The sequence below is a fragment of the Nitrosomonas sp. Is79A3 genome, assembly GCF_000219585.1.
Classification (GTDB): Bacteria; Pseudomonadota; Gammaproteobacteria; order Burkholderiales; family Nitrosomonadaceae; genus Nitrosomonas.
In genome coordinates, this window is record NC_015731.1 from 3,088,249 (window position 1) to 3,114,901 (window position 26,653).

At 43.3% G+C, this 26,653-nt stretch carries 26 protein-coding genes and 1 tRNA gene; all 27 read right to left on the reverse strand.

Going from position 1 to position 26,653, the window contains the following annotated elements:
- Positions 1–72 precede the first annotated feature (72 nt).
- The 27 genes from nuoL to NIT79A3_RS14545 all read right to left on the reverse strand — a co-directional run bounded on the left by nuoL (position 73) and on the right by NIT79A3_RS14545 (position 26,629).
- Positions 73–2,013 carry an NADH-quinone oxidoreductase subunit L gene (gene nuoL / locus NIT79A3_RS14415; RefSeq protein WP_013966892.1) on the reverse strand — a complete coding sequence of 647 codons (1,941 nt, stop codon included), beginning with the start codon at positions 2,011–2,013 and terminating at the stop codon, positions 73–75.
- A gap of 59 nt (positions 2,014–2,072) precedes the next feature.
- Positions 2,073–2,378: an NADH-quinone oxidoreductase subunit NuoK gene (gene nuoK / locus NIT79A3_RS14420; protein WP_013966893.1), complete on the reverse strand. Its 306-nt coding sequence runs from the start codon at positions 2,376–2,378 to the stop codon at positions 2,073–2,075.
- A gap of 55 nt (positions 2,379–2,433) precedes the next feature.
- Complete coding sequence (locus NIT79A3_RS14425; protein WP_013966894.1) at positions 2,434–3,039, reverse strand: NADH-quinone oxidoreductase subunit J; 606 nt, start codon at positions 3,037–3,039, stop codon at positions 2,434–2,436.
- 19 nt (positions 3,040–3,058) lie between these two features.
- Entirely contained in the window at positions 3,059–3,547 is a 489-nt protein-coding gene (gene nuoI / locus NIT79A3_RS14430) for an NADH-quinone oxidoreductase subunit NuoI (protein WP_013966895.1), read from the reverse strand.
- 15 nt (positions 3,548–3,562) lie between these two features.
- A complete protein-coding gene (nuoH, locus tag NIT79A3_RS14435; protein WP_013966896.1) occupies positions 3,563–4,660 on the reverse strand; it encodes an NADH-quinone oxidoreductase subunit NuoH in 1,098 nt (365 codons plus the stop codon).
- Between the two features lie 22 nt (positions 4,661–4,682).
- Entirely contained in the window at positions 4,683–7,094 is a 2,412-nt protein-coding gene (gene nuoG / locus NIT79A3_RS14440; protein WP_013966897.1) for an NADH-quinone oxidoreductase subunit NuoG, read from the reverse strand.
- Positions 7,095–7,163: 69 nt separating this feature from the next.
- Positions 7,164–8,441 (reverse strand): NADH-quinone oxidoreductase subunit NuoF, encoded by a 1,278-nt coding sequence (gene nuoF, locus NIT79A3_RS14445; RefSeq protein ID WP_013966898.1) that lies wholly within the window; start codon positions 8,439–8,441, stop codon positions 7,164–7,166.
- Positions 8,438–8,914 (reverse strand): NADH-quinone oxidoreductase subunit NuoE, encoded by a 477-nt coding sequence (nuoE, locus tag NIT79A3_RS14450; protein WP_013966899.1) that lies wholly within the window; start codon positions 8,912–8,914, stop codon positions 8,438–8,440. Before nuoE ends, nuoF begins: the two co-directional genes overlap by 4 nt.
- A gap of 6 nt (positions 8,915–8,920) precedes the next feature.
- Positions 8,921–10,174 (reverse strand): NADH-quinone oxidoreductase subunit D, encoded by a 1,254-nt coding sequence (locus NIT79A3_RS14455; RefSeq protein ID WP_013966900.1) that lies wholly within the window; start codon positions 10,172–10,174, stop codon positions 8,921–8,923.
- A 60-nt stretch (positions 10,175–10,234) separates the two neighbouring features.
- Positions 10,235–10,855 carry an NADH-quinone oxidoreductase subunit C gene (locus tag NIT79A3_RS14460; protein ID WP_013966901.1) on the reverse strand — a complete coding sequence of 207 codons (621 nt, stop codon included), beginning with the start codon at positions 10,853–10,855 and terminating at the stop codon, positions 10,235–10,237.
- Between the two features lie 5 nt (positions 10,856–10,860).
- A complete protein-coding gene (locus NIT79A3_RS14465) occupies positions 10,861–11,337 on the reverse strand; it encodes an NADH-quinone oxidoreductase subunit B (protein ID WP_013966902.1) in 477 nt (158 codons plus the stop codon).
- Positions 11,338–11,341: 4 nt separating this feature from the next.
- A complete protein-coding gene (locus tag NIT79A3_RS14470) occupies positions 11,342–11,698 on the reverse strand; it encodes an NADH-quinone oxidoreductase subunit A (RefSeq protein WP_013966903.1) in 357 nt (118 codons plus the stop codon).
- A gap of 78 nt (positions 11,699–11,776) precedes the next feature.
- A tRNA-Leu gene (locus tag NIT79A3_RS14475) sits at positions 11,777–11,861 on the reverse strand.
- Between the two features lie 56 nt (positions 11,862–11,917).
- Complete coding sequence (gene secG / locus NIT79A3_RS14480) at positions 11,918–12,301, reverse strand: preprotein translocase subunit SecG (protein ID WP_013966904.1); 384 nt, start codon at positions 12,299–12,301, stop codon at positions 11,918–11,920.
- Between the two features lie 18 nt (positions 12,302–12,319).
- Positions 12,320–13,075: a triose-phosphate isomerase gene (gene tpiA, locus NIT79A3_RS14485; RefSeq protein WP_013966905.1), complete on the reverse strand. Its 756-nt coding sequence runs from the start codon at positions 13,073–13,075 to the stop codon at positions 12,320–12,322.
- Positions 13,076–13,329: 254 nt separating this feature from the next.
- Complete coding sequence (gene pstB, locus NIT79A3_RS14490; RefSeq protein WP_013966906.1) at positions 13,330–14,184, reverse strand: phosphate ABC transporter ATP-binding protein PstB; 855 nt, start codon at positions 14,182–14,184, stop codon at positions 13,330–13,332.
- Positions 14,132–15,058, reverse strand: coding sequence for a phosphate ABC transporter permease PstA (gene pstA, locus NIT79A3_RS14495; protein ID WP_013966907.1), 927 nt, complete (start codon positions 15,056–15,058; stop codon positions 14,132–14,134). Before pstA ends, pstB begins: the two co-directional genes overlap by 53 nt.
- Before the next feature lie 92 nt (positions 15,059–15,150).
- Positions 15,151–16,083 (reverse strand): phosphate ABC transporter permease subunit PstC, encoded by a 933-nt coding sequence (gene pstC / locus NIT79A3_RS14500; RefSeq protein ID WP_013966908.1) that lies wholly within the window; start codon positions 16,081–16,083, stop codon positions 15,151–15,153.
- 296 nt (positions 16,084–16,379) lie between these two features.
- Positions 16,380–17,054 carry a NapC/NirT family cytochrome c gene (locus NIT79A3_RS14505; RefSeq protein WP_013964995.1) on the reverse strand — a complete coding sequence of 225 codons (675 nt, stop codon included), beginning with the start codon at positions 17,052–17,054 and terminating at the stop codon, positions 16,380–16,382.
- Complete coding sequence (cycA, locus tag NIT79A3_RS14510) at positions 17,054–17,773, reverse strand: cytochrome c-550 CycA (protein ID WP_013964982.1); 720 nt, start codon at positions 17,771–17,773, stop codon at positions 17,054–17,056. The genes NIT79A3_RS14505 and cycA overlap by 1 nt, the downstream gene beginning before the upstream one ends.
- 159 nt (positions 17,774–17,932) lie before the next feature.
- On the reverse strand, positions 17,933–18,967 hold the full coding sequence (haoB, locus tag NIT79A3_RS14515; RefSeq protein ID WP_013964981.1) for a hydroxylamine oxidation protein HaoB: 1,035 nt from the start codon (positions 18,965–18,967) through the stop codon (positions 17,933–17,935).
- Positions 18,964–20,676 carry a multiheme c-type cytochrome gene (locus tag NIT79A3_RS14520; RefSeq protein ID WP_013964980.1) on the reverse strand — a complete coding sequence of 571 codons (1,713 nt, stop codon included), beginning with the start codon at positions 20,674–20,676 and terminating at the stop codon, positions 18,964–18,966. The genes haoB and NIT79A3_RS14520 overlap by 4 nt, the downstream gene beginning before the upstream one ends.
- Positions 20,677–20,858: 182 nt before the next feature.
- Complete coding sequence (locus NIT79A3_RS19185) at positions 20,859–21,629, reverse strand: hypothetical protein (RefSeq protein ID WP_013966909.1); 771 nt, start codon at positions 21,627–21,629, stop codon at positions 20,859–20,861.
- 305 nt (positions 21,630–21,934) lie between these two features.
- Positions 21,935–23,185: a glycolate oxidase subunit GlcF gene (gene glcF, locus NIT79A3_RS14530; protein WP_013966910.1), complete on the reverse strand. Its 1,251-nt coding sequence runs from the start codon at positions 23,183–23,185 to the stop codon at positions 21,935–21,937.
- Entirely contained in the window at positions 23,186–24,259 is a 1,074-nt protein-coding gene (gene glcE, locus NIT79A3_RS14535) for a glycolate oxidase subunit GlcE (RefSeq protein ID WP_013966911.1), read from the reverse strand.
- Positions 24,260–24,264: 5 nt separating this feature from the next.
- Positions 24,265–25,719: an FAD-linked oxidase C-terminal domain-containing protein gene (locus NIT79A3_RS14540; protein WP_013966912.1), complete on the reverse strand. Its 1,455-nt coding sequence runs from the start codon at positions 25,717–25,719 to the stop codon at positions 24,265–24,267.
- Between the two features lie 4 nt (positions 25,720–25,723).
- Positions 25,724–26,629: a 2-hydroxy-3-oxopropionate reductase gene (locus tag NIT79A3_RS14545; protein WP_013966913.1), complete on the reverse strand. Its 906-nt coding sequence runs from the start codon at positions 26,627–26,629 to the stop codon at positions 25,724–25,726.
- Between the last annotated feature and the right edge of the window lie 24 nt (positions 26,630–26,653).

The window sequence follows — 26,653 nt, forward strand, 5'->3', positions numbered from 1 at the left end:
TAGTACTTATTATCTTTAAGTATTTTGTTTATTAATATATCCAACATCAGGATTACAGTTTCTTAATAAAATCTAGTAAAGCCATAACGTCAAGATAACAAATACGCCAACAATCATAGTAAACGCATAATGATAGATATAACCTGTTTGGTAACGTCGCACTACTGTAGCCGTCAGAGCTACAACATGAGCAGCACCATTAACAAAGAATCCATCAATCACTTTTATATCACCATACTTCCATAACATAGTGCCTAAAGCACGTGTGCCGCCAGCAAACAACCACGAATAAAATTCATCGATATAATATTTGCGATCCAATAAATTATATAAAGGGCCACACTGCGCTTTTATTTTTCCAGGGATATCCGTTCTTGCACTATATAAATACCATGCGGTAAAAATACCAGCCACAGATAGCCAGAATGGTGCTGTCGACAACGCGTGCATCATCATTCCACCGATTCCTGTAAATTCCGCACCCAATTTCTCAAGAGCATCATGTTGCGGCAGCACATAAATTACATTGTAAAAATAATCACCAAAAACAATTGGACCAATTAACCAGCCCGCAGCAATGGTTGGTACAGCTAGAATCATAAGCGGCAAAGTGACTACCCAGGGCGATTCATGTAAATGCTCTTTGGTATGCGCATCCATTCGAGTTTGTCCATGGAAAGTCATGAATATCAGCCGGAATGTATATAAGGCCGTAATAAAAACCGTTACCAACACACAGAAATAAGCAAAACCACTGCCAGTAATATTGGCAAAGTGCACAGCTTCAATGATCGCATCTTTAGAAAAGAAACCGGAGAAGCCGGGAACACCAGCACTGGCCAGGGCAGCGATAAACATCGTCCAATAAGTAATAGGCATATAACTTTTAAGTCCACCCATTTTCTGCATATTTTGTTCATGATGCATGGCAATAATGACAGAACCTGCACCTAAAAATAGCACAGCTTTAAAGAAGGCATGGGTCATCAAATGGAAAATTGCAGCAGAATAGGCAGACGCGCCTAGTGCAACAGTCATATATCCTAATTGCGATAAAGTAGAATAGGCGACAACTCGTTTAATATCGTTTTGCACTACTGCAACAAGTGCCATAAATAATGTCGTAATTCCACCAATAATCAATATGACAGATAGTGCCGTATCCGATAATTCAAATAGAGGCGACATTCGTGCCACCATAAAAATTCCTGCTGTCACCATGGTAGCCGCATGAATCAGCGCAGAAATTGGTGTAGGACCTTCCATCGAATCAGGTAACCACACATGTAATGGAAACTGTGCTGATTTACCCATTGCACCGACAAAAAGTAAAATACAAATAAGTGTAATTACCAGCCAGGGCATACCAGGTATTAATTCTATCTTTTCATCGACTATCCCAGTTGCTTGAGAAAAAACAGCAGCATAATCTAATGTACCAAAATACATTAACACCAGAGCGATGCCAAGGAGAAAACCAAAATCGCCGACACGGTTAACTAAAAATGCCTTCATATTTGCATAGATAGCCGTTGGGCGCGTATACCAGAAGCCAATTAATAAATAAGATACAAGTCCGACTGCTTCCCAACCAAAAAATAACTGCAAGAAATTATTTGACATCACCAACATCATCATTGAGAAGGTGAATAAGGAGATATAACTAAAGAATCGTTGATAACCTGGATCGTCATGCATATATCCAATGGTATAAATATGCACCATCAATGAAACTAAACTGACAACTACCATCATTGTTGCTGACAATTGATCGATCAGGAATCCAATCTCGAATCGAGTATCACCAGTCACCAACCAAGTATACGCATTACCATTATAAATATTACCTTTCAGCACATCGAGCAAAATCACTATAGATGCCACTAAGGAAACGAAAACAAGTAAGATCGTTGTGCGGTGGCTCCACGCGGGGCCGATAAAACGTCCAAATAATCCAGCTATAAGTGCTCCTAATAGCGGGGCTAGTGGCACTAGTAAATATAGATTTTGCATCTCGGTCAATTATTCTTATGTCAGTTATGAGTACTAAAACTTTTCTTCGTTATTTTGTACTAGCCTTTGAGTTTATCCAGGTCATCAACATTAATCGTACGCATATTGCGAAACAGCACAACGAGTATAGCTAAACCAATAGCTGACTCTGCTGCCGCAACTGTCAGAATGAAGAATACGAAAATTTGGCCAGATATATCCTGCAAATAGTGCGAGAACGCAACAAAATTCATATTTACTGCTAACAGCATCAATTCAATAGACATCAGTAAAATAATGACATTTTTTCTGTTGAGAAAAATACCAACTAAACCGATAGCAAACAAAATTGCGCCAAGTACTAAGTAATGAGATAACGATACCAAGCTAACTACCTCTTCCTATGATTAAAATCTGCAAAAAATTTATCGTTTGACCGTCTCATTCTTTCTTTTCTGATGCCATTGCCACCACACGTATCCGATCTTCTTTTCTCACTTTGACTTGTTTGGATGGATTCGGTGATTTCTTATCTTCACGATGTCGCAAAGTCAATGCAATCGCTGTTACCATTGCAACAAGCAGAAGTACTGCTGCCAATTCAAAGGCGTACACATATTCGGTGTAAATTAAGCGGCCTAACTCTCTGGTATTACTGTAATCAGCGTCATGTGGCTGGGGTGCTGGCATTTCTTCGATTCCAAAATATTTGCCCATCAAAACCATTGACATTTCAGCAACCATAATAAGCGCAATAACTGCACCGAAGGGGAACCACTTCCAGAATCCTTCGCGTAATCGATCCAGATTGATATCCAGCATCATCACTACAAACAGGAACAATACCATTACAGCACCGACATACACCAACACCAAGGTAATCGCAAGAAATTCCGCTTCCAGCAGTAGCCACAAGCCGGCACAGGTAACAAAAGCCAGCACCAGCAATAGCGCCGAATAGACTGGATTACGAACTGTAATCACGCCGAGGGCCGATGCAACCAATACAGTTGAAAAAATATAAAATAAAATATCTTGAAAATTCATTTGAATTTACCAGTGAGATTCAACGATAACGAGCATCGGCTTCTCGATCCTTGGCAATCTGTTCCTCATAACGATCTCCAATAGCCAGCAGCATTTCTTTGGTATAGATCAAATCACCTCTTTTCTCGCCGTGATACTCCAATATACGAGTCTCTACGATTGAATCAACAGGACAGGATTCTTCACAAAAACCACAGAAGATACATTTACTCAAGTCAATATCATAGCGTGTAGTACGTCGTGTGCCGTCCGCACGCTGTTCTGAATCAATAGTTATTGCCATAGCAGGACAAACTGCTTCGCATAATTTGCAAGCAATACAACGTTCTTCACCATTTGGATAACGTCGCAATGCATGCAGGCCACGAAACCGGGGCGATTGAGGAGTTTTTTCCTCTGGAAAGTGTACAGTAATCTTTGGCTTGAATAGATACCGTCCAGTAACAGCCATTCCCTTTAATAATTCAAATAATAAAAAGGTACTGAAAAAATTCTTGATGCGATCCATGGTATTTTCTCTATTTTAGAACCAGATATTTAAAGGAAATGAATTCCTTATCGATTCTGGTAGTTGCATTACCAATCCTAATAGAACAATCCAAATGAGTGTAATCGGAATAAATATCTTCCATCCCAATCTCATAATTTGATCATAGCGATAGCGCGGGAAGGTCGCACGAAACCAAAGAAAGAAAAACAGGATAAATGCAATCTTCAATAACAGCCAAATAAAACCGGGAATCCATGTAAAAGGCTCCATATCAACCGGCGGTAACCAGCCACCCAGGAACATGATCGATGTCAGAGTAGCCACCAGTATCATGTTAGAATATTCGGCCAGAAAAAATACGGTAAAGGCCATACCTGAATAATCTACATGGAAACCTGCAACAATTTCTGATTCGCCTTCTGCTACATCAAACGGGGCGCGATTTGTTTCAGCTATCCCTGAAATTAGATAAACCAGAAACATTGGAAATAGCGGAATCAAATACCAGTTCAACAAACTGTTACCTTGTTGCCCGTTAACAATATCACCCAAATTCAAACTTTGCGACATCATTAAAACACAGACCAAAGCAAAACCCATTGCCAATTCGTATGAAACTACCTGAGCAGCCGAACGCATGGCACCCAGGAAAGCATATTTCGAATTCGATGCCCATCCAGCGATGATAATACCGTAGATACCCATTGACGTCATTGCCAAAATATATAGTAAACCTGCATTGATATCAGCAAGAACAAGCTCAGGAGAAAAAGGTATTACTGCCCAGGCCGCAAGCGCTGGCATAATTGTTAACACTGGTGCAAGAATAAATAAAAACTTGTTTGCGCCAGTCGGAATAATGATTTCTTTCATTATTGCCTTAACTGCATCAGCAATCGGTTGACCCCACCCGCGCAACCACGGTATTCCAAAAAAGGTTACTCTATTAGGTCCGACACGAATTTGCATATAGGCAATTATTTTCCGTTCAGCAAAAGTTAGGTAGGCGACACCTAATAACAATGGGATGACAATAGCAAAAATAAATGTCATATTTGAAGCTAAAGAGAACAACATGGATCCCCATTCTGCTCCCAATATTTCCAAAAATTGTTGTTGAATATTATCCATTAATAGATTCCAACCTTTGCCATCACAGTTTTTCCACCAGAATTTCCCCGAACAAATCGCCGAGCGCTACTGTCTTAGGATGTGCACCTGCAATACGTACACAATTATCAGGTAATTTTTCATCATGCCCTACCTCGAGCTTAACGAATTCATCGTCCTGCATAACTTTTACCTGATCACCCGCGATAACACCCAAGCTCTCTAGCATTGCAGTTGTCATCCAAGCTTTGGGTGGCACAGCATCATGAGTAGCCTGTAAGGATTCAGCGCGACGAACAATCGGATCCGCTTGATAAATTGGCACCTCTCCAATACGTTGTATGCCCTGTTCTTCAGTTACTTTGATCTCAATATCAAAGTTTCCTACAGCATTATTGAGGTATCGATTTATTTCTAATCCATCAGGAAAAATTTCTGCACGAATCTGCTCTGGTGTTTCATAATTGAATTTTTCCAGGGCCAGTAAATTCGCCAGTACACGAAGCACTTTCCAACCAGGTCGTGCTTCTCCTAATGGGGAAACAACACCATTGAAACTTTGTATTCTACCCTCAGTATTGACATAAGTTCCCGATGTTTCGGTAAAGGGTGTAATAGGTAATAAGACATCTGCGTAATCTGCTGCATTTCCTTTATAAGCACTCAGCGATACCACAAATTCACTTGACTTGATTGTCTTTAATGCTTTCTGGGAATTATAGGTATCAAATTCTGGTTCCATATTCATTAATATAAATGCTTGACACTTTTCATCGGCCAAGTCATTGCTAAATCCCAGCATTTGTGCTGCGTTTAATCCGGCTTCTAACTGATAAAATTTCTCTGTGATAGACAGTGTGTTGATGTCCGGTATTGCACCTACCAGATAAGCGCCGACACTGTTTGCAGCTTCACCCAATACGCCATAGCTCGCTCCTGTAATTTGCGCAAGCAAATTTGCAAGCAAATTAATCTTTGAGTAATCTGGATGGTGTTGGGATAAATTACCTAAATAAATTGCTGCTGGTGCGTTTTCTATTAGACTCGAAGCAATAGCAAATGCGCTGGCAGTACTCGAAACATTTAATGAATTGATAAGTTGCTGTATCTCTTTCGTTTGTTCTGTACCTTTTATCTCAACTGCTGCTTTTAAAATCTCTGCCATCTTCTTTATCATTGCACCAGGAGCAACTATGGCCTTATTCGCAACACTAACTAATAAATCATCATCTACTGGATTTACAATATTTAATTGCATGCCATTTTTAACGGCGTGGCGTAAACGCTGTGCTATAAGCGGATGATCTTTACGTAACGTACTGCCTATAAGAAGCGTCGACTTTAATTGTGAAATGTCTGCAATACTAGTACCTAACCACGGAACGCCTTGTATTTGTTTATCTGCACGAAAGTCTGACTGGCGCAGACGATGATCAATATTGCTGCTGCCCATGGCGCGTAATAATTTTTGCAATAAATACAATTCTTCTGATGTGCTATGCGCAGATCCTAATGCAGCTATGCTTTTCACACCATATTTTTGTTTGATTGACTGTAGGGTATTGGCGGTGAATTCCAATGCTTCTTGCCAGTCACACTCAAACCATTGTCCATCGCGTTTGATCATGGGACGTGTCAATCTATCTTCGGAGTTTAATCCTTCGTAAGAAAAGCGATCTTTATCCGACAACCAACATTCATTGATCGCTTCATTGTCCCGCGGAAGAACGCGCATTACGCGATTCTGTTTGACTTGCACAATCAGATTTGAACCTAGACCACAGTGCGGGCTTATTGATTTTCTGCGCGATAACTCCCAGGTCCGCGCTGAATAACGAAAAGGTTTACTAACCAGTGCACCAACAGGGCAGAGATCTATAACATTGCCAGACAACTCAGAATCCACGGTTTTACCGACGAATGAAATTATTTCAGAATGTTCACCGCGCCCAACCATTCCAAGTTCCATAATTCCGGCAATTTCCTGACCAAAGCGAACGCAACGTGTGCAATGGATACACCGCGTCATATCTGTTGATATCAGTGGTCCTAAATTTTTATTGACTACGACCCGTTTCGTTTCGGCATAGCGTGACCCGCTTGCACCATACCCAACAGCGAGATCTTGCAGTTGACACTCTCCACCTTGATCACAAATAGGGCAATCCAGCGGATGATTGATCAGCAGAAACTCCATGACACCTTTTTGTGCTGTCACTGCCTGCTGTGAATGTGTATATACCTTCATTCCATCCATTACTGGTGTAGCACAAGCAGGTAATGGTTTTGGTGCTTTCTCTACCTGTACAAGACACATGCGGCAATTGGCTGCAATGGATAATTTCTTGTGATAGCAAAAATGCGGAATATATACACCAATCTGTTTAGCACCATCCATGATGGTGCTCCCTTTAGGAACAGATACTTGCTTACCGTCGATTTCTATATTGACCATCGGCTAAAATTCTTGGGTTAATCACGAATTAAAAAAATGATGCGTGCTAATTACTTAGCATAAGAACAATTAGACCATACATTTCTTATTCTCTATATGGTAAACAAACTCGTTCCTAAAATGCTGAATCATTGCACGCACCGGCATTGCCGCAGCATCGCCCAAGGCGCAAATTGTTCGTCCCTGTATGTTATCAGCAATATTATCAAGCAGATCTAGATCTTCAAGTCGGCCTTTGCCATGTTCAATGCGATTAACAATACGATAAAGCCATCCTGTACCCTCACGACACGGCGTACATTGACCGCATGACTCTTCGTAATAAAAATATGACAATCTTTCCAGCGCTCTTACCATGCAGGTTGTGTCATCCATGATGATGACGGCCCCCGAGCCGAGCATAGACCCTGCTTTCGCTATAGAATCATAGTCCATATCCGTTTGCATCATAATATCACCAGGTAATACTGGCATCGACGATCCACCCGGGATACAGCCTTTTAATTTTCGTCCTCCGCGCATCCCTCCTGCCAATTCCAATAACTCAGCAAAAGGTGTTCCTAGCGGTATTTCATAATTTCCTGGTTTATTAACATGCCCTGATACTGAAAATAGTTTTGTACCACCGTTATTAGGTTTACCAAGTTGCAAATATTTCTCTCCACCATTACGAATAATCCAGGGAACCGAAGAAAAAGTTTCAGTATTATTAATAGTGGTCGGTTTGCCATACAGGCCATAATTTGCTGGAAAAGGCGGTTTAAAGCGCGGCTGTCCTTTCTTGCCTTCTATGGATTCCAACAATGCCGTTTCTTCACCGCAAATATAAGCCCCATACCCATGATGATTGTATAGTTGGAAGCTAAATGTTGATCCCAGAATATTATTCCCTAGATAACCCGCCACTCGCGCTTCTTCTACAGCTTCTTCCATGCGCTCGTAAGTTTCCCATATCTCACCATGAATATAGTTGTAGCCAGCTTTAACACCCATTGCATAGGCAGCTATTATCATGCCTTCGATCAATAAATGCGGGTTAAATCGCATAATGTCCCGATCTTTAAATGTACCAGGCTCGCCTTCATCTGAGTTACAAACGATATATTTGCTTCCTTCATATCCTTTAGGCATGAAACTCCACTTCAATCCGGTGGGAAAGCCAGCCCCCCCCCGACCACGAAGTGCAGATTTCTTAACTTCTTCAATCACTTCTTCAGGCGTAATTTTCTTAGCCAGTATTTTTCTAAGCGCTGCATAGCCTTCACGTTTCTCATAATTTCTGAGCCGCCAATTTTCCGGATCAGAAGGGTCAACACCATGCATTAATGTCTTCGGATACTGATTCATTCGCTCAGTTCCTCCAGCAATTTATCGATCGTTTCATTAGACATGAAACTACACATGCGTTTGTTATTGACTAATAGCACCGGTGCATCACCACAAGCCCCAAAGCACTCACCTTCCTTTAGCGTAAATTTACCATCAGGAGTTGTCTGGTTAAATTCAATGCCTAATTTTTTCTTTAAATAGGCAGCACTATCATTACTACCAGATAGCGCGCAAGGTAAATTAGTGCATACCATAATCTTGTATTTACCCACGGGCTCGAGGTTATACATATTATAAAAAGTGGCCACTTCGTAGACTGCAATGGGAGGCATCCCTAAATATTCAGCCACAAAATTCATTGTCTCATTGGCCAGCCAACCCTTTTCATCTTGTGCAATTGCAAGCGCTGACATGACAGCGGATTGCTTTTGTTCAGCCGGATATTTAGCGATCTCTCGATCAATTCTTTTAAGGGACTCTGTGCTTAACATCGTTTATTATCTATCTATCTCGCCAAATACTATATCTTGTGTGCCAATGATTGCTACTACATCTGAAATCATGTGTCCTCTCGACATTTCATCCAAAGCAGCCAGATGTGCAAATCCAGGTGCACGTATTTTTAGTCGATAAGGCTTATTAGCCCCATTGGATACTAAGTAGATACCAAACTCACCTTTGGGATGTTCAACCGCTGCGTAAGTTTCCCCCGGAGGTATATGGAAACCCTCAGTAAATAATTTGAAATGATGAATCATCTCTTCCATATTTTGTTTCATATCTACACGTGAAGGTGGTGCAATTTTATGATTATCAGTGATCACCGGTCCAGGATTCTTACGCAACCAATCTACACATTGCTTAATGATGCGATTAGATTGTCGAAATTCCTCCATACGCACCAAATAACGATCATAGCAATCACCATTAACGCCTACTGGTATATCAAAATCCATACGGTCGTATACTTCATATGGCTGTTTCCTTCTTAAATCCCATTCCACACCAGAACCACGTAACATCGGACCAGTAAAACCTAACGCTTTAGCACGCTCAGGAGAAACGATACCAATATCTACCAATCGTTGCTTCCAAATTCTATTGTCAGTTAATAATGTTTCATATTCGTCAACATACTTTGGAAAACGATTCGTAAAATCTTCAATAAAATCTAATAAAGATCCTTCTCGATTAGCGTTTCGAAGACGAGTCTGCTTTTGATTGTGAATTTTCGATGATTGATACTGAGGCATAGTATCGGGTAAATCACGGTATACTCCACCAGGTCTGTAGTAGGCAGCATGCAACCGAGCCCCTGATACTGCTTCATAACAATCCATCAGATCTTCTCTTTCACGAAAAGCATACAGAAACATTGTCATAGCACCGACATCAAGCGCATGCGCGCCAATCCACAACAAGTGATTCAGTATACGAGTAATCTCATCAAACATTACACGTATGTACTGTGCTCTTATTGGCACTTCAACTTGCAGCAGTTTTTCGATAGCCATGACGTACGCATGTTCGTTAGCCATCATCGAAACATAATCCAATCGGTCCATATATGGAACTGATTGAATATAAGTCTTATTTTCCGCTAATTTTTCAGTTGCACGATGCAACAATCCAATATGGGGATCCGCACGCAACACAACTTCGCCATCTAATTCAAGTACCAATCTCAACACGCCGTGAGCTGCCGGGTGCTGAGGTCCAAAATTCATGGTGTAATTACGTATTTCAGCCATAAGTTATTTCACAAAATTCTTATTTAAAAACATAATCCATGCACTGAAATCGTACGAAGATCAGGATTCACAGTCCCCATAATTTTCTTCGCGTATCACGAGCGGCGTTATCTCTCGCGGCTCAATAGTGACAGGCTGATAAATAACGCGCTTTTGTTCCGCATCATAACGCATTTCAACATGACCTGTTATTGGAAAATCCTTACGAAATGGATTCCCAATAAAACCATAGTCTGTCAATATTCTTCGCAGATCGGGATGTCCAGTAAAAACAATGCCATAAAGATCGAATGCTTCACGTTCAAACCAGTTAGCGACAGGCCATATTTCAGTGACTGAATTCACTACCGGAAAATCATTGTTTTCAGCTAAAACCCGAATACGCAATCTATGATTATGATCAACCGAAAGTAAATGATATATCACGGCGAAGCGCCTATTCTTAAAGTTATTTTTTTCAGAAAGCGCGTCACCATACGTCGAATAATCAATTCCACACAAATCAATCAACGTATCAAAAATCAGAGTAGGACTGTCACGCAACATTTCACTGGCTGCTAATATGTCTTCTGCACGCACATTGATAGTTACTTCTCCATACCGAATTTGCAAACTGATCAGTTTATCCCCGAGCACACCCCGCAACGATTCTGCAAGCTTTTCCAGATAATTAGTAAGCATAGGAATTATCGTGCAATGGTGTTGGTACGATTTATTTTATTTTGCAACTGGATAATGCCATATAACAAAGCTTCTGCTGTGGGAGGGCAACCAGGCACATAAATATCAACCGGTACTATGCGATCACAACCACGTACTACTGAATATGAGTAATGGTAATACCCTCCACCATTTGCACACGATCCCATCGATATTACCCAGCGCGGTTCAGCCATTTGATCATAAACCTTACGTAAAGCTGGAGCCATTTTGTTACATAATGTACCCGCCACAATCATGACATCGGACTGCCGCGGACTTGGCCGAAACACTATACCAAATCGATCAAGATCATAACGTGACGCTCCTGTCTCCATCATCTCAACTGCACAACAAGCCAATCCAAAGGTCATTGGCCACATGGAGCCAGTACGTCCCCAGTTAATAATTGAGTCTAAGCTGGTTGTAATAAAACCCTTTTCAAGAGTTCCCTCTATACTCATAACTTTAATCCCATTCTAATGCTCCTTTCATCCATTCGTAGATAAATCCAACCACCAGGATACTCAGGAATATCATCATAGCAATAAATCCAAACATTCCAATTTCATCAAGTACGATTGCCCACGGGAAGAGAAAAGCAATTTCCAGATCAAATAAGATAAATAAAATTGCGACCAGATAATAGCGCACATCAAATTTCATTCGCGCATCTTCAAAGGCTTCAAATCCGCATTCGTATGGCGATAACTTCTCACTATCAGGACGATTTGGTGCAAGTAGCCAACCACATAGCATGGGTACAACACCAACCAAAAATCCAACAACAAGAAAAAGTAATATTGGAAAATAGTTTTCAAGCATATTTGATCTTTTATTTAAATGTGACAGATTCCAGAAACTGAATTTGTTGTTACAAGCTATACTGATACGATCTTTGCGTGGTGCCGACGGCGAGACTCGAACTCGCACAGCTTTCGCCACCGCCCCCTCAAGACGGCGTGTCTACCAATTCCACCACGTCGGCGGCAAAACTATGCATTTTTTGATCAAAAATCTGCCACAATATTTCTATCAAAGAAGCTACTCTGGTATCTGATTAACTTTTGAGTTTCCTTCAACTTCGGGTATAACACGATCCTTTTCTAAAGACGAATTTTTTTCCAGCTCGACTTCAGATCCACTTTCAGATTCCTCGATCCGATCCATGATGCTCATGACTTTTCCACTTCCAGTTTGATTCACAGAAAGATAAGTTAAACTCATACTTGTTGCAAAAAAAAGCGCAGCAACAAAACTTGTTGCACGGCTCAGAAATGTCGCTGAACCACTTGCTCCAAATAAACTGCCCGCTGAGCCGCTACCAAACGCAGCTCCCATGTCCGCACCTTTTCCATGTTGTAATAATACCAAAACGATTAGCGCAATCGCTAACAAAACATGTGCTGCCCAGACCAAGATTTCCAACGTGTTACTCCAAAAAATTTATTGATGTAAAGCGCGACATATCGCAACAAAATCATTTGCAACCAGTGATGCACCACCAATTAAACCACCATCAATATCAGACATATCAAATAGCGCTGATGCATTGCTTGCTTTGACACTTCCGCCATATAGAATAGTTAAGCTTTTGGCTATATTTACATTTTGCTTAGCTATACCTTCTCTTATAAAAGAATGCACATCTTGAGCTTGCTCCGGCGATGCTGTTCGACCCGTACCGATAGCCCATACTGGCTCATAAGCGACAATCGCCTTAGCTAGCGATTCGACTCCTGCCAATTTGATAACCGTTGCTAACTGCTCTTCAATAACTTGCTCTGTTGTACCCGCCTCACGCTGTTCAAGTGATTCCCCTACACATAGGATAGGAGTTATACCAGCCCGTTGGGCTGCTTGATATTTTTCAGCGACGATTTGAGAATCTTCACCAAATAATGACCTTCTTTCCGAGTGTCCTACAATTACATAGCGGCATTCAAAATCATTCAACATGGAAGCCGATATCTCTCCTGTATATGCGCCTCTTTCAAACTGACTTAAATTTTGAGCACCCCAAGCTATGTTCGTATTCTGTAATATGCTTTGTACCGACGGTAGATAGGGATAAGGCACACAAACAAAAAAATTAACCTTGTATAATCCATTCAAGCCCGTAACAATCGCATCGAGTAGCTGTTTATTTTCAACCAAATTACCGTGCATCTTCCAGTTACCAGCCACCATCTTTTTGCGCATATCACCTCTCTTGCATCAGCTTACCAAAATGGGCGATGCTACCCTTCATTCTTCATCAAGTCAATTCTAGATCTTTATTGTTGCGCCTATTTATGTGCACTAATTTAAGGTTAGAAATTTAATATTTTACAGATTCTTAATTTATACAAATTCTTAAATTATTTTTAACAACTGATTCTTCTTATTTCAGATATGAAATTAAATATTACCCATTTACCGAAAAATAATACCTGTCTTACATCGCTTTACATGGATTAACCAAACCGACCTGTTATGTAATCTTCTGTCTGTTTATTCTGTGGTTTGATAAATATTGTATCTGTCACGTTAAATTCTATCAACTCACCTAAGTACATATAAGCTGTATAATCAGATACTCTCGCAGCCTGTTGCATATTATGAGTTACTATTAATATAGTGACTTTATTTTTTAAATCAGTTATTAATTCTTCAATACTGGCAGTCGCTATTGGATCGAGCGCTGAAGTTGGTTCGTCAAATAGCAATATTTCTGGATCAGTTGCAAGTGCACGCGCTATACAAAGCCTCTGTTGTTGTCCCCCAGACAGGTTAAATGCCAAATGATGCAAGCGATCTTTTACTTCATCCCATAAAGCTGAATTACGTAAAGCCACCTCAACTTTCTCATCCAAAATAGCTCGTTGCTTAATCCCTCTAACACGTAATCCATAAGCAACATTTTCATAGATTGATTTCGGAAAGGGATTAGGCTTCTGAAACACCATACTTATTCTCATCCGCACTTCAATCGGATCAACGTTAGACGCTAAAATATTTACATCATCAGGATGCAATATAATTTCACCTTCATATCGATTTCCGGGATATAAATCATGCATTCGATTAAAACAACGTAAAAATGTTGATTTACCGCAACCTGATGGCCCTATTAATGCTGTAATTTTTTTATCATGTAGCACCATGTCGATCTTTTTCAGCGCATTAAATCCACCATAATAGAAATTCAAATTCTTTACTTCAGATTTAAACTGTCTCAGTACGTTTTTCTTGTCGGAGTTATTTTGCACGATTCTTTTACCACTTAATATTTTTACGCATACGATATCGTAAATAAATTGCCAGACCATTCATGGCAAGCGTCATGACTACTAATACTAAACCCGCTGCTGCTGCATTCAGTTGAAAAGCTTCTTCTGGCCTCGATACCCAGTTAAACATCTGTATTGGCATCACAGTGAAAGGCGCTGTTAGCCATTCAATCGAAACATATGGAAATTCATTCTTCACGGGCGATGGCGGCAAAAATGCAATAAATGTCAGTGCTCCAATAGTAATAATCGGCGCTGTTTCACCGATAGCTCGCGCCAGACCGATTATAATTCCTGTTAGAATTCCCGCCGATGAGTACGGTAATAAATGGTCCGATACGGTTTGCCATTTTGTTGCTCCTAGTGCATATGCGCCTTCTCGAATTGTTACGGGAATAGATCGAATCGCCTCACGCGTTGCTACAATAACAACAGGTAGAATCAGTAGCGCCAAAGCCAATCCCGCTGCTAAAATACTTTGTCCGAAACCTAGTTGATATACAAATAATCCTAATGCAAGTAGACCATATATTATTGAAGGTACACCGGCTAAGTTTGTTACATTGATTTCGATAATTTCTGTTAACAGATTTCTAGGAGCATACTCTTCCAAATAAACGCCCGATCCTATCCCTAAGGGTACTGCTGCAACCGCTGTGACTAGCATAACTAAAGTAGTGCCAACCCAAGCCGATAAAATTCCGGCGGACTCAGGTTTTCGTGATGGAAATGACGTAAAGAAATCCCAGGATAAACGCGGCATTCCATCAATCAGCATATGTGCAAATAACGCCATAAAGGTCATTACTGCAATCATCAGTGCAAAAACACCAGCTATCATAAAAATGAAATCCCATTTTTTATGCAAACTGATAATTCTTCTAATCTCATCTAGATTGTTAACATTTTTCATCGTCAAACATCACCTGCTAGCATTTCCAAAGACACTAAAGGTACAGCAAATTAGCTCGCACTTCTTATGACACGATATTTATTCCAACTCAATCAATAAATTTCTCTATAACGCTTGCGTAATACATGCCCAATAATATTAAACACAAGCGTAATTAGCAGCAAAGTTAAACCCGCAGCAAATATGGTTTGATAACCAATACTTCCATGAGGCAAATCACCTAAGCTAACCTGTACTATATAAGCTGTTATTGTTGCCGCAGGTTCCATTGGATTCCATGTCAGATTTGGTTGCATCCCTGCTGCAATTGCAACCACCATTGTTTCACCTACCGCGCGTGATATACCTAATATATATGCGGCCGCAATTCCAGAAAATGCTGCCGGCATAACAACCCGAATTGCCGTTTGAAAACGAGTAGCCCCCATTGCATAAGAGCCTTCTCGTAAATTCATAGGAACTGCGCGCATAGCGTCTTCAGTCATCGAACTTACATACGGGATAATCATAATCCCCATAACTAATCCGGCAGATAGTAAGTTAAAACCAGGCAGTTCAGGAAAGATAACTTGTAACAACGGAGTTACAAATAATAATGCAAAATAACCATAAACAACTGTCGGCACACCCCCCAACAGTTCAAGGAATGGCTTTGCTATTTCACGTACGGTGAATGGTGCGAACTCTGAAAGATAGATTGCAATAATAGTTCCTAGTGGAAGAGCAACCAGAAGCGCAATAAGAGAACTCACTACCGTACCGGAAACTAATGGCAAAATCCCATAGTGTGCATCATCAAATAATGGTGTCCATTGCGTATCAGTTAGAAAATCCCAGATAGATACATGTTGAAAAAATACAAATGATTCTTTCACCAGCATCATAATGATTGCAAGCATTATGGCAACCGAAAGCACTGCTGACAAAAATAGAAATGTTTCTATAAATCTTTCGCGCAAATGACGACGAAAGCTATATCCTAATTTGCCAGCGTGAACTATTTTATTGTGTGACTCTTCTGCCACAGTGAAAGCCCTTCTATAAGTTGAAGCATTATAGTAAGAGAGTCGCTAATCGAGGAAAGTAAATAATTAACTTTCTAATAAAGAGATTAGGATTAGCATTGATTTACTTCGGAAGAATTTTATTAAACACTTACACATCTAAAATAATGTTGATTATTTTAGATGTGTAAAAATAAAATTTATCAAAAAAAACTATCTCTTTGTGATGCCTTTCTGCTATCTACAGAATTCTGGAGAGATAATATATCTTCAGAATTCTATATATTCTATTTCAGATGTGAGAATCCGGGCTGAAATTACTCCTCATCCTCGTCATCCTCGTCACCCTGAGCTTCAGCTTCTACTTCACTCGCCGCATCCTCATCTTCATCTTCGCCTTCTTCGTCTGCGCCACTATCCTCTTCTTTCTGCAGTACCATCTTACCAGCCGCTAAGCTCGCATTCAGGTCTGTCTTTGCAACCTCTTCATGCACCAGATTCTGATGACAATCTATACAGGTCGCTCCTTCCGTCTTTAGCTTCTTGTGCGCTTCCTGTGCATCCGCTCCAGGTGGATTTGGGTTCTTGTGACAGTCGCGACAGGTTATACTGTCCCATTTCTTCAGGTTCATGCGCGCATCATGCGCCATAATCAAACGACGTTCATTGAACTTCTCTAGCGTCGAATAATCATTAATCAGTTCCAAATATAATTCCCTGGCTCCATCTACCGCATGGGAATATACCGCTAAATGAAAGTTCTTGAATCCCTGCGGTATATGACAGTCTTTACAACTGGGATTTACTCCCAGTGCTCCATAGTGCGTCGATTCCCTTAGTTCCTTCTGCGTATAGGTCATCGAGTGACAGCTGGTACAGAACTCTTCCGTTGAGAGTGCCGCTTCTCCTCCAAATACAACCGCTACCAGTACTATCCCCAGTAACCCCCCTGTCAGTAGCGTGCCTATCGCGCCTTTTTGTATGCCTGTCATTACTCTTTTCCTTTACCTTTTTTATCCCCTGTCTTTTCCTTAGCATTCGCCTGGAATTCGTCGTGATACTTGAATTTGGGCTCTCCTGCGAAGGTACCGTCAAGCTTATAATGCTCATGCATCGCTTTCACATCTTTGACCATTTTGTCAAAGTCAAAGGTGTATTTCGGGTCTACAGCCGGTGTGAATGGGGTGTAAGGTGCTTTCGCGCCTTTCCAAGGTGAGCCTTCATAGTTCAAGTGACAGGCAGCACATGCTTCTTCAAAGTGAAAGTCTTGGCCTTTGTCAGCAACTACTTTGCGTTGCATTGCGGTTCCTTTACTTTCAAATACTTGCCCTGCTTTACGGTGATCTCCCCGGTAACTCTTTCCAGGTCCATGGCAGGATTCACAGCCAACCGCTGCAAGTGGTTTCTTCGGTGTATCTATCGTATATCCACCTTTCTTGCCAAATCCATCTACGTGGCAACCTACACAGTCTTTGTCTTGCGTGTAGTCTTTTTCCGGATCCAGTTTGGCTTTAACTTTGGCTTCTTTACGTGTACCAGGCTTCAGCGATTCCATCGCTTTCGCATGTGCCGTGTCTTTCCATGATTTGGCTTGCGATTTGTGGCAGGAGCTGCATTTGCTGCGTCCTTCAAAGGTGTCTGCTATTGCCGCACCGCTAAAAAATGCGATCATTGCCAAAACAGCAAGTATGTAAGCTATTGGGTGTTTCATCCTTCCTCCTTATGCTTTTTTTAATTCAAGTTTTTATGCCGCGTATTGTACGCTATCATCAGATTGTGTAAATGACTATGTGTTCGCTTTGTATTTTTTTGGTTCTTCAGTTGTCTCTTTTTACTTGCAGTCTCACTTAGCTTTTGTGCCTTATTCTTCTTAAGGTATTTTGTAAACCCAGTAACCGCCTTGTTGATATATCAGTTGTGCCACGTCCAATTCCACTGGCGCTTTCTTGTCTACAAAGGGCAGCATTCTTGCTAATAACGTTTCACTACTGGCTTTATCACTCAGAAAGAATGCTCTGATTTCATTATCCGATACGGATTGTAGTGTGTAGGTATCAAAACCATTTTGCTTGAGTTGCATTTTCATTTGATTGATCATGCCGTGCATGTTGCCTGTCATGGGGAAGTTCTGATATGCAACACCCATTTTTTCCGGGTACATGATTCCTAGTCTGTATAGGTCAGTGACGTGTACGATTACATACGCTTCCCGGTTTGAACCAATCAGTTCGCGCAGTTGCTTGATACCTTCTTCTGCGGGGGCTGCCAGTGCTTGACTGAAGCGTTCAAATTGTTCCCGTTCCTTTGGGTTGGCTTTGCTTCCCCAGAATTGGTTTTCATAGGCTTGAATGGCTTTACTTTGTTCTAACCAGGTTACCGGTATCATCAGTGGCTCGTTCAGATGATTGGTAAAAAGCGTGTCGTGTCCGGTAAGCAGTTTGATTTGCCGAGAGGTGTCCCACCAGGAGAGTATCAGGGCGTCTTTCGGTGCGTGCTTGCTGATCGCTGCTGCCAGTGCACTGAGTTCCGATGGCTTTCTGTCAAAATTGTACAGTATTTCATTCGTACTGTTCTTCCAGTAGATCAGTACCGGCGGCCCTTCATTTTGTCTCGCAACGATGAATTCAGCAATCGGTTTGTCTACTCCGTCCGCTTGTACTTTGTATTGACCTAGCTTTAGCTCCGGCCAATCATCCAGGTTCATTTGGGAGAATCGTTTATTGTCACCTTCCGCAATCAGTTGATATTGGTAGGGGGCAGGCGGCAGTTTAAACCAAAGATAAGCAAACCAGCCCAATAAAACCAAACCTCCCGTCACCAGGAGTATACCTAATGACGGGAGTAGTTTGTCTCCCGATCGCGCTACCTGGGCGGTAGTGCGATCGGTTGCGTTAGTGCTTGTCAAGCTTCGCTTTGCTTACGTTTGCGCCAGCCTGCTAAGGCCAGTGTTCCGGCCAGCAGCATGCCACCACCTAAACCGCCCAGCGAGATCTTCTCTGCTGTGCCGTCTAAGTCCAGTAAGCTGGTTTTCTTGGATTCAAGATTCTTAACACGTTCTTGCAGTGCAACCATTTCACGGATGCGGGTGTTTTCGTCTTGAATTTCAACATAAGCACGGTTTATTGGACCCCAGCCTTCGGTGTAGGTCCAGCCACCTGGATTAACGTGGGCTAAGCCTACGTGCATCTTCGCTAAGTCATTTTCATGCATTTCTAGTACTTTCAGCTCAATTGCTGCCGGACTGTTGCCTTTAGACCAGAATAGCTGTGCAAAATATGCATAGCCTTCTTTCTCTGGCGCTGGCGGTGCAGAACGGTTGGTTTTTTGACCTGTCAATAAACCTTCCTTGTACAGTTGATGAACAATGCCATTCGCTTCTTGGTATTTAGCCAGTCCTGCCAACGTACCTTTGTCCATCAATTCCAGGTAGGAGCGAGCAAAACGTTCTGAGTGACATTGGGTACAGGTGACAACCCATGAGTCCAAGCGAGCTGACGACCATTCACTGTTGATGTTCTCTGCAATGCCTGGAACAAATGGATAGTTCGCCCAACGGATCTTTCTAACCATGTTGTGGGCATACTCACCTTCGTATTCCATGTGACAGCCTGCACAGGTTGGTGCATTCTGACCACCCTTGGCATACGCATCTTTCAATTGCACGTCCCAGTTCCATTGGTTACCCAACATCGACACCATCTTGCCGTGCTTGGACATTGAGTAAGCTTCCCAGTTGTTGTGGTCTACACCACTGTGGCAGGTTGCGCAGGCTTCTGGCTTGCGTGATTCTGCCGCTGAGAATTCATGGCGGGTATGACAGGAGTCGCATTTGTTTTGGTTGGTGTGACACATCGAGCAGCCTTCGGCTACTTCACGTTGTGGCATTGCCGCCCAAACTGTGGTTTCTACGTTTGCTTTGTAGTCCAGGGCGTGTGATGGACGTCCATCCGGCCATTGGCCTGCTGGCCAAATCATCGTATCACGTTCCGATTCACGTTCTGCAAATTCTTGCAGGTGACAGGTGCCGCATACGTCTGCCGTCGGCATCTTCAGGTCTTTGGCGTGGTCCGCTTTCTTCTTCGCACCAACTTCTACGTGGCAGTCAATACAACCGACTTCTTTCAGTTGCTCGCCTTCCGCCAGTTTGCCCATCGAACGCAGGTTCTTCTCTACATCTTCCAGTTTCCCTTTCTTGTAAAAAGTAGGGTCGCTTGGCTTCAGGTTGCGGATCTTGTCCAGGTTCGCATGGCTGCTGCGCTTCCAGGCTTGTACCCATACCGGCGATTCGTCAGTGTGGCATTCTACGCATTCCTTACGGCTCGCTACGTCTTTGTTCGATGTAGGTGCTTTGTAAAAGGTCGCCGGGTCCAGATAGATTCCATACGGTATCGGTTCCCAGTATTGCGCCAACGTTCCAGGACCCGCTCCTTGCGCAGGATCCTTGTAACGCTTCACCAGCGCTTCGTATAATTCCTTTGGACTCGTCTTCTCACGGTCCAGCTTCAGTGCTTCATATAATTCATTCGGAACTGTCGGTATGTTCGCTTGTGCCACTCCTATCAGCAGCCCTCCCAACATTACCGTAACTATCCTCAGCCATAGCTTGGCAACCATCTCTCTCTCCTTTGTTTTTCCAAAATTTTTGCCTTCTCTTGCTCTCGTCGTTCTTCTTGTCTTCTACCGCAAGCTTCTCCTTCGTTCCACTTACGGTTCATAACGATCTGCCTGACTAGACTACTTAGCCAGATCTTTACTGTCAAGACAATTCGATCAGCTTCTCTTCAGCAAAGAATATATTAAGATTTATCTGCCAACTGTTTCGATTTCCGGTGGTGTAAAAAATAAAATCCGCCGCCAACAGATACCAGCAGTAATACGACAAATTCCATCAGACCAAAACCACCGCCATGACTACCATGGCCGCCACTACCACCGACACCAAAAGGAACACGGCCAGCAACAACTACATTACCCGCATCATCCTTTCTTTCTAGCAAAATCTCATAGTTCCCTTTTTCAAGTACTGCAGAAACCACTATAATTCCAGAAGCATGTTTCATATATGGAATGTAATTAATACCATGCTCGCCAGCACTGGGATCTGTGTGCCCGGGCCCTTCATGTTCCATTACATGATCCTGGTGATCACCCATATCATGGCCGCTGTGGTCTTCTTCATTGTTTGACCCTTCTTTACTTTTACTTACTGCCGCGCTTTTATGGCCATCGCTATGTCCTCCGCCGTGACCGTCATGTCCGGCTTTTACCAAACGCACAGCCAAGGGTATTTCACGAGAATCCCAGTCAGACAATTCTATAGTTAGTTGCACTCTACCAGGCGTTGGTATATTTGAACAATATGAGTGCATTGGCGGCAGATCGTTTTCAGGAACCTCATAAGCACTGAATGCGATTGGAAATTCAGCATTGGTTATCGTACACCCTCCTGCGTCATGATGACCTTCATGCGCCAGCATTAACTGTGCATATACCGGCAGTGCTAAAAAAGATGCCAATATGGCGCCGCTTAATCTTGCTACCCAACCACTTCTAGGAACTACCTTCATGTTCTCTCCAATTTGTTATCTGTAAGCTAATTTTTTCATAATTATGTATGCTCAGAAATTCCGCCCGAACAACTTAGCACGGGATTGTATAACAAAAAATTCAGAATTTTAATCGAAATAAAAATTTTTAGTCCTCTAACTTATAGATCTCCGGCAATTTCCTTGCTTATCAAGCAATGACAAATCGAGTTACCGTATACAACCAGCAAACAGAGGCTCTCAATTTCTCAGCACAAACAATAGCCGGAATTTGATTTTGATCATAAACAAAATTTGCGGAATTGCACTATATAAATACATTAAATCTATTCACCACAGGCTAATCGTTCATCAACCAATTCAATCCAGTGCTTGACAGATTTCGCGGTGCCACCTTGTAAATGCATCAGACAACCAATATTGCCAGTAGCAATTTGATCAGGTTTACCAGACTCCAGGGCGATCACTTTGTTTTTTAGTAATTGCTGCGAAAGTTCAGGTTGCAGAATTGAATACGTTCCGGCCGAACCGCAGCAAAGGTGTGCATTGGGAACTATGGTCAAGTCAAAACCGGCAGCAACCAATATTTTCTCAGTTACACCACGAATTTTCATGCCATGTTGCAAAGTACAAGGGGAGTGAAAAGACAGCTTTGTCTTACCGGTATTGATATTTCGCTTATCCATCAATCGCGCAATATTTTCGAGCTCAACATAGAGTATTTCGCTGATGTCTTTTGCAAGTGCTGATATTTTGGCCGCTTTCCCGGCATATACCGGATCATGCTGTAATAAGTGGCCATATTCTTTCACAGTTACACCACACCCGCTGGCTGTTACCACAATCGCTTCAACCTCCTCCCGTTCTACCCATGACCACCACGCATCAATATTACGGCGCATATAATCCAAACTTTCCTGCTGGGCATTCAGGTGAAAAGTAACAGCACCGCAACATCCCGCCTTCTCTGCCCTAATCAAAGCTATACCGAGATTATCCAGTACACGTGCAGTCGCTGCATTGATGTTGGGCGCTAATACCGGTTGCACACAACCATCAAGGACCAGCATTTTGCGCGCATGATTTGCGACAGGCCATTTTTTAGCGGGTTTAGACTTGACCGGGATTGTTTTTTTTAAACTTTCTGGCAGAAATGGACGCACTGCCTGCCCAGACTTAAGTAATACGTTGAATATCAATGCGTTTGGTAAGATCTTGCGTAGCATATAACGCACAATATCAGATTTGATGTCACGTTTTACCTGCTTTTCAAGCAGATCGCGACTGATATCTACCAATTCTCCATATCGCACTCCTGATGGACAAGTTGTTTCACAGGCACGGCAAGTCAAACAACGATCCAGATGCAGTTGTGTTTTTTGCGTAACCGGCTGTCCTTCCATCATCTGCTTCATCAGATAAATACGACCGCGCGGACTATCCAGTTCGTCGCCCAGAATCTGATAAGTCGGGCAAGTAGCCAAACAAAAACCGCAATGCACACAACTGCGTAGAATGGCGTCTGCTTCCTGTCCTTGCGGAGAATTTCTTATAAAATCAGCGAGCTTAGTTTGCATTTACATCTCAGAGTAGAGTCGGCCAGGATTCAAGATCCCCGACGGATCAAATTTTTCTTTCAGCGCACAATGAATTTTTCTCATGCCGGGATCAAGCGGATGAAACACGGAAATACCCGGCTCATTGCTGCGAAACAAGGTGGCATGCCCCCCCGCATCTTTCGCTGTTTTGCGAATGGCTACTGCATCCAATTTTTCATCACCCAGTAGCCAGCGCAAACCACCATTCCATTCTATTAGCTGTTCTCCAGGTAAATTTAGAGGCGGTGTTGCCGGATTGATCGATAAACGCCACAGAGAGTCAGCAGACTGGAAAAAGCTATGCGTTTGTTCGCGTATCGATTCCCAGAAAATTTCACATTCACGTAATTCTTCACCGCCCAATTTTAACTGGGCTGCGCGTACCGCGGACTCAGCACCGGATAACCTGAGAAACAGCTCACCATTCCTATAACATGTCGCAGAAATCGGCAGCGGCTTACCGGCCCATTGATTCATATTCTCGATGGCTGTAGCTTCATCCATCTGCATATGCAGAGTTATTTCGGTCATCGGCTTCGGCAAGACTTTGAGCGAGACTTCAAGCAACATCCCCAGTGTGCCCATAGCACCGACCATCAGTCGCGAAACATCATAACCCGCAACATTCTTCATCACCTGCCCGCCGAAACTTAGATCATCCCCTTTGCCATTGAGTAACCGGACACCCAGCACAAAATCGCGCACCGAACCGACAGCAGCACGGCGCGGACCTGACAAACCGGCAGCAATACAGCCACCCAATGTTGCCGCCGCGCCAAAATGAGGCGGCTCAAACGCCAGCATTTGTCCCTTTTGGTCCAGCGCAGCTTCCAAATCAGCCAGACGGGTGCCTGCACGCGCTGTGATGACCAACTCAGTCGGTTCATACTCGATAATGCCGCTGTAAGCTGTCGCATCCAGTATCGTGTTACTTTGTGTCATTACCGCGTTGCCATAAAAGTCTTTAGTGCCGCCACCGCGTATCTGCAGCGTGGATTTGTGTTCAGCCGCTGTACAAATAATTTCTTTATATTGCTCAAAAATGGCTTGCATGGACTTTAAAAACGCGGCAATTCAGCAAATTTTTCTTCACCGCGATGCACATGCATCGCACCCAATTCTGCACAGCGATGTAGTGTGGGCACGGCTTTACCGGGATTGAGCAGTCCTGCAGGATCAAATGCCGCCTTCACCGCATGAAACATTTCCAGTTCGCCCGTGTTAAATTGGCTACACATCTGATTGATTTTCTCCATCCCCACACCATGCTCTCCGGTGATCGTGCCACCGGCATGAATACACATTTCCAGTATTTTTCCGCCAAATTCTTCCGTTCTCTCCAGTTCACCCGGTTGATTGGCGTCGTACAGAATCAGCGGATGCAGGTTGCCATCTCCAGCATGGAACACATTCATACAGCGCAATCCATATTCCTGGGAAAGTTTTTCAATGCCGTCCAACACATCCGCCAGATGCTTGCGCGGAATGGTGCCGTCCATACAGTAATAATCCGGCGAAACCCTGCCCGCTGCCGGGAATGCCGCTTTACGCCCGGCCCAGAACCTGAGCCGCTCAGCTTCATTTCGAGAAGTGCTGATTTTAGTCGCGCCACTTTGCTGCATGATGGCATAAATGCGCTCGATTTCATCGGCCACTTCTTCAGTGCCTCCATCCGATTCACACAACAAAATTGCCGCTGCATCCAGGTCATAACCCGCATGCAAAAATTCTTCCACCGCATGGATGGTAATTCTATCCATCATTTCCATACCGGCAGGAATAATGCCCGCACCAATCACATTCGCCACCGCATTGCCTGCTTTATGCACATCATCAAACGCAGCCATTACTAGTTGCGCCTTTTCGGGTAGCGGAATCAGCTTCACCGTAACTTCCGTGACAATGCCCAGCATACCTTCACTGCCCGTCATCAACGCCAGCAAATCATACCCCGCACTATCCAGGCTTTCGCCGCCAATTTCCAGACATTCGCCATCGATAGTCAGAACACGCAATTTGAGAATGTTATGCACTGTCAGGCCATATTTTAGGCAATGCACACCGCCTGAGTTTTCCGCCACATTGCCGCCAATCGAACAAGCAATTTGTGACGAAGGATCCGGTGCATAATACAAACCATACGCCGCCACCGCCTCACTGATCGCCAAATTCCTGACGCCCGGCTGAACCCGCGCCATGCGTGCGAGCGGGTCAATCGCGATGATTTGGTTCAGCTTGGCAAGTGACAACAGGACACCTTGGGCATGCGGCAATGCACCGCCTGACAGACCTGTTCCCGCGCCCCGCGCCACTACAGGCGTTTGGGTTGCATAGCAAAGCTTGAGGATTTTGATGATTTGTTCTTCCGTGCGCGGCAAAACAACCACCAGCGGCAATTGCCGGTAAGCCGACAGACCATCGCACTCATACGGCCTCAAATCCTCGGTTTCATACAACACCGCCTCTGGAGGTAAAAAAGACCGCAAATTATTGACGAGTTCTTGAGGAGACATACAATTATTCCGGATGCTTTTGAATTTCGTGATTGGCCAATTTTTCCAGCATTTTTACAATGGCCGAATTATCCCATTTCGCGCCGCCATGTGCGAGACAGGCAGAAAACAATTCGCGCACAGTTGCGGTATTGGGCAGGCTAACCCCCAAAGTGGAAGCACTCGCCAAGGCAATATCCAAATCTTTTTGATGCAACTCGATGCGAAAACCCGGTTCAAAATTCCGCTGGATCATGCGCTCGCCATGCACTTCCAGCACACGCGAAGCTGCAAAACCGCCCAGCAAAGCCTGCCGCACCTTTTCCGGATCGGCACCCGCCTTGGATGCAAACAGCAATGCCTCAGCCACGGCTTCAATGGTTGATGACACAATAATTTGATTGGCGACTTTACAAATCTGACCGGCACCCGTCTCACCCACATGGGTAACTGTCTTACCCATCAATTCGAGCACCGGTTTAATCCTTGCAAATACCGCGGCGCTTGCACCCACCATAATCGTCAGCGTCGCATTTTGCGCGCCCACATCGCCGCCTGATACCGGCGCATCGGCATATTCATGCCCCAGCCCATTCAACCGTGTCGCAAACTTGCGTGTTTCCAATGGCGAGATCGAACTCATATCCACAATCATCTTGGCCTGATCAGAATGGGGTTCTAAGCCCTCAACAACGCCATTCTCCCCGAATAACACTTTCTCCACATCCGGCGTATCCGGCAACATCGTAATAACAATATCCGCATGCTGCGCCACCACCTTAGGCGAAGAAAATGCTCTACCGCCCAGCGCAACCAAATCTGTAGGCACGCCACTGCGCGAATGCAAGAACAAACTGTGTCCGCCCTTGATCAAATGCCCGGCCATAGGCTTGCCCATAATACCCAGACCGATAAAACCGATATTTGCCATAGCTGCTTACTTAGTTAGAAAGTG